Annotated in this window: 15 protein-coding genes; 6 read left to right on the forward strand and 9 right to left on the reverse strand. The window is 32.6% G+C overall.

The window, feature by feature from the left end; translation table 11 throughout:
• Window positions 1-5 precede the first annotated feature (5 nt).
• On the forward strand, window positions 6-413 hold the full coding sequence (locus J7K39_11380; GenBank protein ID MCD6180492.1) for a response regulator: 408 nt from the start codon (window positions 6-8) through the stop codon (window positions 411-413).
• Window positions 414-423: 10 nt separating this feature from the next.
• On the opposite strand, the gene queG is transcribed toward J7K39_11380, so the two are convergent.
• Together queG and ruvB are read right to left on the reverse strand one after the other, a co-directional pair.
• A complete protein-coding gene (gene queG, locus J7K39_11385; protein ID MCD6180493.1) occupies window positions 424-1,383 on the reverse strand; it encodes a tRNA epoxyqueuosine(34) reductase QueG in 960 nt (319 codons plus the stop codon).
• A gap of 20 nt (window positions 1,384-1,403) precedes the next feature.
• Entirely contained in the window at window positions 1,404-2,429 is a 1,026-nt protein-coding gene (ruvB, locus tag J7K39_11390; GenBank protein MCD6180494.1) for a Holliday junction branch migration DNA helicase RuvB, read from the reverse strand.
• Window positions 2,430-2,928: 499 nt separating this feature from the next.
• Between ruvB and J7K39_11395 the strand changes: the two genes are divergently transcribed.
• The 3 genes from J7K39_11395 to J7K39_11405 are packed head-to-tail and all read left to right on the forward strand — an operon-like array spanning window position 2,929 to window position 5,090.
• Window positions 2,929-3,765, forward strand: coding sequence for a universal stress protein (locus J7K39_11395; protein MCD6180495.1), 837 nt, complete (start codon window positions 2,929-2,931; stop codon window positions 3,763-3,765).
• Window positions 3,765-4,202, forward strand: a complete 438-nt coding sequence (locus tag J7K39_11400; GenBank protein ID MCD6180496.1) for an SPOR domain-containing protein — start codon at window positions 3,765-3,767, stop codon at window positions 4,200-4,202. Before J7K39_11395 ends, J7K39_11400 begins: the two co-directional genes overlap by 1 nt.
• Window positions 4,203-4,241: 39 nt before the next feature.
• Window positions 4,242-5,090 carry a universal stress protein gene (locus tag J7K39_11405; GenBank protein ID MCD6180497.1) on the forward strand — a complete coding sequence of 283 codons (849 nt, stop codon included), beginning with the start codon at window positions 4,242-4,244 and terminating at the stop codon, window positions 5,088-5,090.
• Between the two features lie 68 nt (window positions 5,091-5,158).
• Here the strand turns inward: J7K39_11405 and J7K39_11410 are convergent, their stop codons facing one another.
• The gene (locus J7K39_11410) at window positions 5,159-5,551 is read right to left on the reverse strand and encodes a response regulator (protein ID MCD6180498.1); all 393 of its coding nucleotides are present in this window, start codon (window positions 5,549-5,551) and stop codon (window positions 5,159-5,161) included.
• 89 nt (window positions 5,552-5,640) lie between these two features.
• Complete coding sequence (gene fbaA, locus J7K39_11415) at window positions 5,641-6,720, reverse strand: class II fructose-bisphosphate aldolase (protein ID MCD6180499.1); 1,080 nt, start codon at window positions 6,718-6,720, stop codon at window positions 5,641-5,643.
• Window positions 6,721-6,951: 231 nt separating this feature from the next.
• Between fbaA and J7K39_11420 the strand changes: the two genes are divergently transcribed.
• Entirely contained in the window at window positions 6,952-8,940 is a 1,989-nt protein-coding gene (locus J7K39_11420; protein MCD6180500.1) for a histidine kinase, read from the forward strand.
• Window positions 8,941-8,945: 5 nt separating this feature from the next.
• On the forward strand, window positions 8,946-9,251 hold the full coding sequence (locus J7K39_11425; protein MCD6180501.1) for a thiamine-binding protein: 306 nt from the start codon (window positions 8,946-8,948) through the stop codon (window positions 9,249-9,251).
• A gap of 21 nt (window positions 9,252-9,272) precedes the next feature.
• On the opposite strand, the gene J7K39_11430 is transcribed toward J7K39_11425, so the two are convergent.
• From J7K39_11430 to J7K39_11450, 5 genes are all read right to left on the reverse strand, one after another.
• The gene (locus J7K39_11430) at window positions 9,273-9,740 is read right to left on the reverse strand and encodes a DUF1456 family protein (GenBank protein MCD6180502.1); all 468 of its coding nucleotides are present in this window, start codon (window positions 9,738-9,740) and stop codon (window positions 9,273-9,275) included.
• Between the two features lie 30 nt (window positions 9,741-9,770).
• The gene (locus tag J7K39_11435; protein ID MCD6180503.1) at window positions 9,771-10,499 is read right to left on the reverse strand and encodes an aquaporin family protein; all 729 of its coding nucleotides are present in this window, start codon (window positions 10,497-10,499) and stop codon (window positions 9,771-9,773) included.
• A 12-nt stretch (window positions 10,500-10,511) separates the two neighbouring features.
• A complete protein-coding gene (gene glpK, locus J7K39_11440) occupies window positions 10,512-12,002 on the reverse strand; it encodes a glycerol kinase GlpK (protein MCD6180504.1) in 1,491 nt (496 codons plus the stop codon).
• Between the two features lie 72 nt (window positions 12,003-12,074).
• Window positions 12,075-12,620, reverse strand: coding sequence for a hypothetical protein (locus J7K39_11445; GenBank protein ID MCD6180505.1), 546 nt, complete (start codon window positions 12,618-12,620; stop codon window positions 12,075-12,077).
• A 10-nt stretch (window positions 12,621-12,630) separates the two neighbouring features.
• Window positions 12,631-13,140, reverse strand: a complete 510-nt coding sequence (locus tag J7K39_11450) for an O-acetyl-ADP-ribose deacetylase (protein MCD6180506.1) — start codon at window positions 13,138-13,140, stop codon at window positions 12,631-12,633.
• Window positions 13,141-13,161 lie beyond the last annotated feature (21 nt).

Consider the following 13,161-nt stretch of genomic DNA (forward strand, 5'->3'; position numbering starts at 1 on the left):
AAAAAATGAACAATACTGATTTTAACATTAACAATTATGTTTGGGAAGGCAAGAATGTTTTAATTGCCGAGGATATTATGAGTAATTACAATTTCTTACGTCTTCTTTTGAAGAAATCTAAAGTGAACGTTCTTTGGGTTGAAAATGGAAGAGATGCGATAGATACTGTATTGAATAATGATACTATTGATTTGGTATTGCTCGATATTAATTTGCCTTTGCTTAATGGCTATGAAGTTGTTAAACAGATAAAAGCAAAAAAACCTGATTTACCTGTAATTGCACAAACAGCATATGCTTTGGGTGGAGATAGAGAAAAAAGTATTGCTGCCGGTTGCGATGATTATGTTTCAAAACCCATCTCCATTTCGGTTCTTTTAAAGAAAATAGATGCCTTTTTAGGTAAGAAATAATCAGCTGTAATTATTTATTATTTATCCAGGAGAGTGTTTCTTTCAGCCCACTGAATTTAGCTCGCTTTAAAGCACTTCCACGAAATATTTCACCAAATTCCATTTCTGTCATTGTATCCCAATCCTCTTTTCGTAAATTCATAAGCTCGGGAATTGGTTTTAGCATTTCTTCTGAATGTGGTATAATAAATTTATTGTTCCAAGGGCATACATCCTGACAAATATCACATCCAAATATCCAATCATTGTACAGTTCAGCATCACTCCGCTTTGCAAGTTTGGGAAATTCAATAGTTTGATAAGATAAACATTTTCTGGCATCCACTTTTCTGTTATCATAAATAGCATTAGTCGGACAGGCATCAATACAGCGCGTACAGTTAACACAATAATCTTTTATTTCGTTTGTATTATACTTTAGTTCTAAATCAAGAATTATATGGCCTATAAAGAAAAAAGAGCCTCCTTTTCTATTTATTAACAAACTGTTTTTCCCTATCCAGCCTAAGCCACTTTTTTTTGCCCATGCTCTATCTAAAACCGGTGCTGAATCAACAAAAACACGAAAGATTATATTTGGATAATACTGTTTGATGTAATCAGCCAAAAGATTTAGTTTTTTCTTTATTACATAGTGATAATCTTTACCGTAAGCATATTTAGATATTTTGTAGTTATTTTTAGTTTCTAATTGTTTTTCGGGATAATAATTCTGTAAAACGCTAATAACTGATTTAGCTCCCGGAACTAATAATCGGGGATCGAGACGCTTTTCTTTATTGCGTTCCATATATCCCATTAAACCATGTCGCCCTTCTTCAAGCCATTGGTTTAGATTATCTTCTTCCTCTTTTAAAAAATCTGCTGCCGAAATCCCACAATCAGTAAATCCTAAATCTTTTGCTTTAGATTTTATCAATGCACTTAGTTCGCTTGCCGATTTTATATTTACTTTTAATGGCATAGACATTGGAAAAGGAGAGATGTTAATTAATCGAAAAGTCCCGATTGACTGGCAGAACGGAATTTTCCAAGATGACGGTAAGCAGCATCTGTAACTTCTCTTCCACGTGGAGTTCTCATTATAAAACCCTCTTGGATTAGAAAAGGCTCGTAAACTTCTTCTATAGTTCCTGTATCTTCACCTACTGCCGTTGCAATAGTGCTAATTCCTACCGGACCTCCTTTGAACTTATCAATCATAGTTGATAAGATACGGTTATCCATTTCGTCTAAGCCGAATTTATCAACATTTAATGCGTTTAGGGCATATTGTGCAATTTTCAAATCAATTTTTCCATCGCCTTTTATTTCGGCAAAATCGCGTACGCGTCGGAGTAAGAGGTTTGCAATTCTGGGAGTTCCTCGGCTACGACGAGCAATTTCATTTGCAGCTTCAATATGTATGGGCACTTTTAAAATTCCTGCCGATCGAGTAACTATTTTTTCTAGGGTTTTTGCATCGTAATAATGTAAACGTGCATTTATGCCAAATCTTGATCGGAGAGGGGCGGTGAGCAATCCGGAACGTGTTGTTGCACCTATTAGTGTAAATTGGTTAAGCTCAATTTGTACTGTTCGGGCATTTGGTCCGGATTCAATCATAATGTCAATCTTATAGTCCTCCATAGCTGAGTAAAGATATTCTTCAACTACAGGACTTAAACGATGTATCTCATCAATAAACAAAACATCACGATCTTCGAGATTTGTAAGTAAACCTGCTAAATCGCCAGGTTTATCCAAAACGGGACCGGAAGTAATTTTTATTCCAACATCAAGCTCATTAGCAATAATAATAGAAAGTGTAGTTTTTCCTAAACCCGGAGGTCCATGAAGTAGAACATGATCCATAGCTTCGTCTCTTCTACGTGCCGCATTAACAAAGATATTAAGGTTCTCAACTACTTTTCCTTGACCGGAAAAATTGATAAACTGACCCGGTCGAAGCAACTGTTCAACATCTTTTTCTTTAGCATCTAAAGATTCTCCGCTGGCATCTAAGTTTTCGTTCATTTAGCCCTTTAGTTTAAATTGCTGTTTGAGATATTATAAATTGTGCTTTAAAATATTATTGAATTTCGACAAATGTAAGAATATTTTATGTTATGTATAGCTTGATTATTATAAACAAAGACCTTTATCTGTTTCGTTTTTTTCCTCGACTATTTAGTCTTATTCATTATTTTAGTGTAAGCTCGGGGCTTATTAGTAAATGTTTTTATTAATGTTCTTTTTTAAATAGCAAGACATAGCTCTTATTTAGATTTTATTTTGGCTTGAGCAAGAGTATTTTGGCTCACGAATATATTAATTTCACAAAAAAAAACTTCGTTATAAAATTTTCAAACAATGATTATTTCCTAATAAAGTCGGAAGCTTTTGAAAAAAATATATACCTTAGCGCAAGTAATACGGTTTAGTTTCTGTACTTCAAAAGAATTTTTTATTAAACTCTTTTAAGGAAGCTTAATTACTGAAGATAGGAGTATTGGTTGAATTAAAATCAGGTCGTATGAAAGATATTATAGTTGCTATGGATTTTTCAAGAGGTGCAATGCGCGCCTTAGATTATGCTATAAAAATAGCCAATAATACTCAATCTGATATTTTACTCGTTTGGGTCGATTCTCAGAGCACCAAAGAAATTTCTGCCGGTTTATGTAAGAATGAGCTTCGCCGAGATGCTAAAATTGAGCTTCAGAGAATTGTGAAAGAAAGGATGAATCTGCTAAAAGGAGGTAAGTTTAAAATAAAATTACGTAAGGGTAAGGTTTATCAAGAGCTGGCTTCACAGGCTAAAACATCTGATTCTGAATTAATAATAGTGGGAACGCATGGGATATCCGGTTACGAAGAGTTTTGGATTGGAAGTAATGCATTTAAAATTATTTCTTATGCTGCTTGTCCTGTAATTAGTATTCGTTATAATTATAATGTTAGAAAACCAATTGAAAGAATAATTGTCCCTATCGATAATTCCATAGACTCCATTAAAAAAATTCCAATGGCTGCTAAAATGGCCAAAGCTTTTGGAGCAGAAATTCACTTATTATCAGTTTATACCACGACATTAGTTTCTTTGAAAAAGAAAGTTGATAGAGTTGTTATGGAATCCGGAAAATATTTAAGCAAAGAAAGCGTTCCTTTTGTAATTGATGTTGTGCAATCAAATAATTTGCCGGTTACTGTAGTTGATTATGCTGAAAAAGTTAAGGGAGATATGATAGTGATTATGACAGATCAGGAAAAAGCTAACTTAAGTATCTTGATGGGAGATTATAGTCAGAAGATAATAAATTTATCTTCAATACCAATTTTAAGCGTTAAACCAGAAAGTTTATTTAATTAATGCAAAAAACTAAATACGTTTTATTTACTATTTGTGTAGTTCTTCAGCTATCTGTAAGTGCTCAAACAGAATCTCTTAAAGATATATTCCCTCCTCTGAGTAAGGAGCAGCGTTTAGATTCACTTATAATGTTACATAAGGAGTTGAATGCAATTAATAGTTCTATTCCCGGCTATCGAATACAAATTTATTTTGAATCAGGAAATTATTCGAAGTCGAAAGCCGTAGAAGTTAAGAAAGCTTTTGAATCAGACTATCTCGGTTACAGTGCGTATATATCATTTAATGAACCATATTATCGTGTCAGGGTGGGAGACTTTAGAACAAAAATTGAGGCTGTAGGTTTTTTAAAGAAAATACTGAGAAAATATCCCAACGCCTTTGAGGTAAAAGATATGATTTCTTTTGGTAATTTTGAAAGTGTAACTAAATTTTAAGTATATTTACCCCAATTAAGGGGTCAAAATTTATTTTTTATGAGAGCAATAGTTGTTGGTATCGATTTTTTAAATGAGTCGCTTTCTGCTTTAAAATTGGCTGTTATTATTGCAGCTAAAGCTAAATCTGATATTATTTTAGTTTTTGTAAATAAGTACGATAAGTCGAAACCTATTTTTAAAACTCCGGAAGATAAGCTGAAGGAAGAGGTTGAAGAAAGGTTTAAAGGTTTGATACTAAAATATTCAGATAAAATCCCTGCTAATAAATTTTCCTATCGCTTTAGAGAAGGTAAAAAAATATGTGATGTAATTAATGACGAAGCAGAGAATTGGCGAGCAGAGCTAATTGTTTTAGGTACTCAAGGGAAAATAGGACTAAAGTTATTCTCTCATTCTTTAGCTTTTGAAGTAATTGAAAAATCTACTACTCCTGTTATTACTGTTAGAGATGGAGCTAAAATTTCAAACGAAATTAAGAAGGTGTTAATTCCAATTGATGATACTCTGGAAACCCGTCAGAAAGTTCCATTTACAGTTCGTATGGCGAGAATATTTGGTGCCGAGATTCATATGTTGGCAATTTATCATTCTGCAGTACAGACTGTTAGAGATAATGTAGAGCGTTATACTCGTCAATCTGCTGAGTACTTAGAAGCCAATAATGTTAATTTTATTGTAAAATCAATAGACACTAAAGATGTTGTTAATGAAACTATTAAGTATGCCGAGGAGATTGATGCTGATATTGTTTCTATTATGACTACTCAAATTGGTGTTGTTTCAAATCTTTGGAAAGGGACTTTTGCAGAACAACTCATAGATCAATCATCAATTCCGGTTATTACTGTACCTCCCAAAGAATTGATGCGAACTTTGTCTCGCTAAAATTAAAAAAATAAACAAGGGCGTGATATTTATTATCACGCCCTTGTTTATTATAAAAGTGTTATGTTTTAAATGTATTTAGAAATTACACTTAACAATTCATTTGTTCTGATTGGCTTTAAAATATAGTCGTCACTTCCGGCAGCAAAACTTTTTTCGCGTTCTCCAGCAAAAGCATAAGCAGTTTGTGTGATAATCGGAATATTTTTATTTAAATTCTTAATTAAACGGATAGCTTTATAGCCATTCATAATTGGCATATTAATATCCATTAATATCAAATCTATTTGGACATCCGTTTTACAAGCATCATAAGCTTCCTTGCCATTTTTTGCCCATAAAACCTTTGCTTTTGTAGGTTTAATAGCGTGAAGAAGAAATTTGTAATTGTGATTAACATCTTCAACAACCATTATCGTCTTATCAGACCAATCGTACTTAAATGGTGTTTCTGTACTCATTTTTTTAGTTTTAGATTATATGCGAAATTATAGTATACCAAAAATAACAATTTTTATTGATATTAAAAATAAAACCTTAGAGTTCAATTTTAATTTCTGTTGATAGCATTCAAATCATTAAAAGCAACTTCAAGACGCTTGATTATTGATTCTTCTCCGGCTCTAAGCCACTTTCTTGGATCATAGTACTTTTTGTTAGGTACTTCATCGCCTTCGGGATTACCAATTTGAGATTGTAGATAATCTTTCTTTTCTTTATAATATTCATGAACACCATCCCAAAATGCCCATTGTGTATCAGTATCGATATTCATTTTTATAACGCCATAAGAAATTGCTTCTCTAATATCCTCCTGACTAGACCCTGAACCTCCATGAAAAACAAAATTTACGGGTTGGGGGGCTGTATTGAATTTTTTCTCGATATATTTTTGAGAGTTATCTAAAATTTTAGGAGTAAGTTTTACATTTCCTGGTTTATAAACTCCATGTACATTTCCAAAAGAAGCAGCAATGGTAAAGTTTGGACTAACTTTTAAAAGCTCTTCATAAGCATATGCAACTTCTTCGGGTTGTGTATACAGCTTAGAACTGTCTACCTCACTATTATCTACTCCATCTTCTTCTCCACCGGTGATACCTAATTCTATTTCTAAAGTCATCCCCAATTTAGCCATTCTAGCTAAGTATTTCTTCGATATCTCAATATTTTCTTTTATTGGCTCTTCCGATAAGTCGAGCATATGTGATGAAAATAGAGGTTTCCCGTTTTTTTCATAAAATTTTTCTCCGGCATCTAAAAGACCATCAATCCAAGGTAATAATTTCTTGGCTGCATGGTCGGTATGCATAATTACTGCAACACCGTAAATTTCTGCCAATTCATGAACATGTAACGCAGCTGTAATACCACCTGCAATTGAGGCTTGTTGTTTGTCGTTTGGGAGAGCTTTTCCTGCATAAAATGAGGCTCCACCGTTAGATAATTGAATAATTACCGGAGAGTTTACTTTTTTTGCACTTTCTAAAACAGCATTAACAGTATCTGTACCTGTTACATTAACCGCAGGTAAAGCAAATTGATTGGCTTTAGCTATTTTGAAAACTTTTGCTATATCTTCACCAAAAAGAACTCCGGGTTTAATGTGGTCGAATATTTTATCTGACATAATATTAATTTTTTGTAATATAAAAATGATTTTGATTAAATAAATCGTAATCGTTTAGCACGACTATGATTCGTCTTCAAAAATACGTAAAACAATTGTGAAATATCGATAAAAATATACAGATCGACTCAAATAATTCATTTTTGAATACATTTAATATTAAACAATCAAATAAAAGATTATTTTAGTTCAGCTTTTTTTATCTTTGAAAGACTATAAAATTAAATTTTAATGCTTTATAGAACTATAAGTATTTCCTCTTTTAAAGTGTGTATAGCCATTACTTTTATTCTGGGCTATAGCTTATCTTTTACCTATGCTCAACAACAAAGCTCTTCCGAATACTTTAAGAAAATAGATGATTTAATAAATCAAGATTTAAATAAAGCCTTAGATTATTCTATAGTTTTAGAAAAAGATTATCCTGGATTTAAAGAAGAGTTGATGCTCAAACAAGCTCAGATATTTTCCGGCTTAGGAAAGTTCAGTCAAGCCGATTCTTTATTGAGTTTAGTTAGTAGTTCAAGCATTAAAAATACAAGTCCTGAATATAGAGCTAACCTTTTTATTCTTAAAGCTGTTGCTTTGAGGTATATCGAAAATTATTCTGATGCTGTGCTTCAGGTTAATAAAGCAGAGATAATATATGCCGAACTTGATCCTCAATCTGTTCCCTATGATGTAAATATGCAGTATGCACAAATTTATTCATTGTTAGGAAATTATTCTAAGGCATTAGACTATATAGACATAAGTCTGAAAAAAGGTAAGGATTTAAATAGTGAACAAGAATTTGCATTACTTTTTCAAAAAGTATTATTGTATGACCAACTGAATAATTTAAAAGAAGAATATAATTCTTTAGAGCGTTTAAACAATCTATGTAAAGGCGATAGTTTATCAATTTATTTAGGAAAATTGAAATTAGCTTGGGCAGACTATTATTTGTCGGTACATAATTATGAGCTGGCATTAAAATTTTTAAATGAGTCAGAAAATGTTTTCCAAGAAAAAAATTATAGAAGGTATTTATATTCTGTATACATTAAAAAAGCAAGGGTTTTTGCTATAAAACATAATGAATTTGCCCAAAAATTATTTTTACAGCAAGCAATTATCCAAGCTGAAAATTTAGGCGATATATCTTTGATTTTTGAAGCAAAATTGAAATTAGCCGACTTATTCTATCTTCAAAATGAAAACGATAGTGCTTTTAGGTATGTTAATTCAGTGATCGATAATTCGCCATTTCTTAAACAAAAGATAATGGCTTATGATATCTTAAAATCCATTTGTTTAAGAAAGAATAATTATATTGATGGATTAAGTGCTCTTGAAAATCGGCAGATATTAAGTGATAGCTTAAATACATTTGAATTGAATAAGGCACTTGCTTCAGGTCAATTTGATTTTGATAATTCTAAGTATGAAGAGGATAAAGTGGAAATTGAAAACCAGTTAGCAGTGTATAAACTTGCAAGTAAGAACCATATACTTTTAATACAATTTATTGGGGCGGCTTTGCTATTAGCGATGATTTTTGGTTTTTCTTTGTATTTCTTTATCAAATCACAAAACGAAAGAAAGAACAGTTTGTTATCTCAAAAGCTGATATATTTACAATTAAATGCTCATTTTATTTTTAATTCTTTAACGGCAATTCAGGGTTTAATACTAAAAAGTAAGATAGTTAATGCAGAGCATTATCTTCAAATATTTGCTGATTTAATGCAAAATATTATAAAGTTATCTACTCATCCTCTTATTCCACTACATGAAGAGTTGAGTTTTTTAATGGCTTATATGCAACTGCAAAAGTTGCGTTTTGGAAATGATTTAAATTATGAAATTTCTATAAGTGATGAGATAGATCCACAGCAAATTAGCATTCCGCCATTTTTGATTTATCCTTATTTGGAGTATGCAATTGAATTTCGTATACAAAAAAAAGGAGCAAAAGGATCTATAAGTATTCAATTTATGATAGAAGAGAATAAATTACTTATAGAATTGGAAGATAATGGAATAGGATTTTTAGTGCCACAACAAGCATTCTTAAAACGACCAAATCAGGATGAGATTTTATTATTTGAATTAACATCTAATCGTTTAAGAGAGCTTAATTCATGGCGTTCTAAAAACTATCAAATGAATTTGATTAATTCAATAGATGAAAAAGGTGAGGAGAAGGGTATTTTACAGTTTAAAATAAAGATATAGCGTAGATGTCAGTACTTGTTAATTTTGCTATTTTCCCGACGGATAAAGGGACTAGTGTAAGTAAAGAGGTTAGTGAAGTTTTAAAGACCATTATCAATAGTGGTTTTGATTATAACTTAAATGCAATGGGAACCGTTTTTGAAACCAAAACAATGGAACAGGCATTGCAAATAATTCAAGAAGCATATAATGTTTTAAAGCAGCACGAAAGAGTGTATTTGGTTGTAAATATGGATATTCAGAAAAATAAAGATGGTCGTATTTTAACTAAAATACAATCTGTTGAAAATAAGCTTAAAACGCGGAGTTAAGGCTATTAGAAATTAACTAATTTATTTTTCTTCAATATGATATTTTATCTGCATTCCGTGAATAAAGTTACGTAGAATCTGATCTTTACAGTTACGGTATTGCTTTTGTGCAGGATTACGAAAGAAAGCACTTAATTCATGTTTCCCAACACGCATATCAACTAGTTTAAGAATTTCTAGTATGTCGTCATCTCTTAGGTTTAAGGCAATTTTCAGTTTTTTAAAAATAATATTATTATTTAATTTTTTTTCCGGCTTTGCTTGTTCTCCCTCTCTTTTACCACGTCTATCGTTTATAAATCCATTTAAAAATGTGGCAAATTGCACGTCATAAATTGTCTGAAAGTCGGGATCATCATCTTTTTTTAACCAGTTACTTATTTCAGAACGTGTTACTTTTGTGTCGGCTAAAGCAAATAAATCTATCATTTTTGCATCGCTAAAATTAAAAGTATATCGAATACGGCGTAGTATATCGTTATTATTCATAAGGGTTTATTTGTATTTCAGATTGCAAAGCTAAGCTAAAAGAAGGAATAAAAAAGCTGCAAATATTCCTCCCAAAAGCGGTCCAAAGAAAGGAATCCATGCATAGGTCCAGTCGCTTGAGCTTTTGCCTTTTATGGGTAAAATAGCATGCATTATTCTTGGGCCTAAATCTCTTGCCGGATTTATTGCATAACCTGTTGTGCCTCCTAAAGATAGACCTATACTCCAAACCAGAAAAGCAACAGGTAACGCTCCAATAGAACCTAATCCTATTGGTGTATTCTGTGTTGTTATAGAGGCATCAGTAAAATATAAAATGGTGATTAATAAAACGAAAGTACCAACAATTTCACTTAATAAGTTACGAAACGTATTTCGAATAGCAGGAGCTGTACAAAAAACAGCTTTTTTACAATCTTTATCTTCTGTAGCGTCAAAATGATCTTTATATATCAACCACACTATAAATGAACCTGTCATTGCTCCAATAAATTGTGCTGAAATATATGATGGTACTAGATTCCACGAAAATTTATCTGCAATAGCTAATGCAACCGTAACAGCAGGATTAATATGAGCACCACTATATGGTCCGGCTACCACCACTCCAACAAAAACACCTAATGCCCAGCCCGTTGTTATAACTATCCATCCGCTTTTATTTCCAAAAGTTTTGTTTAATACCACATTTGCTACCACACCACCTCCCAAAATAATAAGTAGTGCTGTTCCAATAATTTCAGCTATAAAAGGAGTCATATTATTTGGTTTTTATTTTGTCCAATATTGTAAAGTATTTATTGCTTTTTCCCAGTTTTTTATTCCGGTTTCAAATGTATCTCTTTCTTTTGAGGGAGAGAAGCGTACGTCTGTTTGCCATATTTTTTGGATCTCTTCAAGATTATCCCAAAAACCTACAGCCAATCCGGCTAAAAATGCTGCTCCCATAACTGTTGTCTCGATTATTTTTGGACGTACCGTAATAGTGTTTAAGACATCAGATTGAAATTGCATTAGCAGATTATTAACTGTTGCTCCACCGTCAACCCTAAGTTCTTTAATTAGGATTCCGGAGTCGGCTTCCATAGCTTTTAACACATCCATGGTTTGATAAGCTATAGATTCTAATGCCGCTCTTGCAATGTGAGCATCTGTACTTCCGCGTGTGAGTCCAAATATTGTTCCTTGTGCGTATTGATTCCAATGAGGTGCTCCTAATCCCGCAAAGGCAGGGATAAAATAAACTCCTTCTGAGCTTTCTACAGAACGTGCCAGTTTTTCTACTTCGTCGGAAGTTTTAATAATTTTTAAACTGTCACGTAACCATTGCACAACTGCTCCTCCAATAAAAATACTTCCCTCAAAAGCATAATGTGTTTTGCCGTTTATTTTCCATGCTACTGTTGTAAGTAGTTGGTTCTTTGATAGTAAAGGCTTTTCTCCAATATTCATTAACATAAAACACCCTGTTCCGTATGTGTTTTTTACCATACCGGCTTTGGTGCACATTTGACCAAATAACGCTGCTTGTTGATCTCCGGCAATTCCTGAAATAGGAATTTTACTAGCAAATAAAGTCGTTGTGGTATATCCATATATCTCACTCGATTGTTTTACTGTGGGGAGCATACTTTTAGGAATAGTAAATAGCTCTAATAATTCATCATCCCATTGCATGGTATTGATGTTAAAAAGGAGTGTTCTGGAGGCGTTGGTAACATCGGTTATGTGTAATTCTCCTTTGGTCAGATTCCAGATCAACCAAGTGTCAATAGTGCCCAAAACAAGTTCGCCGGCTTCGGCACGAGCTCTTACGCCTTTTACATTATCTAATATCCATTTTACTTTAGTTGCCGAAAAGTAGGAATCAATTACAAGGCCGGTTTTTTTTCGTATCAAATCGGTTTTTCCCAATTCTTTTAGCTCATCACAATATTTTGCAGTTCTTTTATCTTGCCAAACAATAGCATTATAAACAGCTTCTCCGGTTTTTTTATCCCAAACAATAACGGTCTCACGTTGATTGGTTATGCCGATAGCAGCAATATTCTCGGCACTCAAACCTTTTTTAGTGGTAGCTTCAGCTAGTATGCCTACCTGCGACGACCATATTTCTGTTGGGTCATGTTCTACCCAACCGGGTTTAGGAAAATATTGTGTGAATTCTTTTTGTGCTATGGAAACTATATTTCCTTTTTTATCAAAGATGACTGCGCGAGAACTTGTTGTTCCTTGATCAAGGGCGAGAATGTATTTTTTCATAAAAATGCTTTCTTTAATAGTAGTAAAATTAAGAAAAATATAGATATTCCGTTTATAGTAAAAATTAGAAAGCTAATATTCTTCCAATTGAAGAAGAATTTGTTCCCATTTATCCATTTGTTCAAGTGCTTTTTTTAAACGAGGAATAACCAATTCGCTTCTTGAAACAGCTCTATCCATTATTTTTTGTGCACGAAGCATTTCCCTGGAAGCATCATTAGCAATTTTTGCAGTTTTAGTTCCATTGTCTTGAAACCGGGTTTTAATTATTTGCAACATACGACGTGCTTCCACTGCTTCTTTTCTGTTCTTCGATTTGGCTTTTTTTTGATAAGGTAGTAATTCGGCTTTATAATTACTTTCTAAGTATTTAAAGGCTCTTTTTGCTTTTTTGAAGGTATTTAGACTGCTTTCATATTGTTGTGATGCAGCTTGGTATGTGCTGTCAATAGCGTTAAGTTGTTTATCGAAAATAAGAGCTGTTTTTTTATAGCTATCGAAATTCTTTTGTGCTATTTCTTTTTTAGCTTGATTATCTTTATCAACAGTTTGAGCTTTTAAGCTTTGCAAGAAAACTAAAAAGAAGCTGATAAGTAAAGAAATAGACAAACGTAGCATATCAATAAAATTATACGTTTAATAATTTTTGATAAATTCTAAAGTTTTCGTCTTCAAAGCAACAAAAAATAATATGATTAATATTTTTGGGATTTGATTTTTGGAAACTTATTACAGTATGTATAGCTAATTCAGCTGCTCTTTCTTTAGGAAAACCATATACTCCCGTACTAATATTTGGAAAAGCAATAGATTGACACTCAACAGTATCTGCGAGTTGTAAACTTTCCCAATAGGCGGAAATTAGAAGCTTTTCGGCAATATCTACCGGATGAAGCTCATAAATTGGGCCAACAGCATGAATAATATGTTTTGCTTTTAACAAAAAGCCGGGTGTAATTTTAACGAGTCCTGTTTTGCAACCGTTAAATTTTTTACAAGCTTCTAATAATTCCTTTCCGGCAGCTTTATGAATAGCTCCATCTACGCCACCACCACCTAATAAACTGGCATTAGCTGCATTTACAATGGCATCGACTTTCAATTTAGTAATATCAGCCTGAATGAGTTTAATGGTCATTATATTAAGTTTTATATATAC

This window comes from Bacteroidales bacterium (assembly GCA_021157585.1).
Lineage (GTDB): Bacteria > Bacteroidota > Bacteroidia > Bacteroidales > UBA12170 > UBA12170.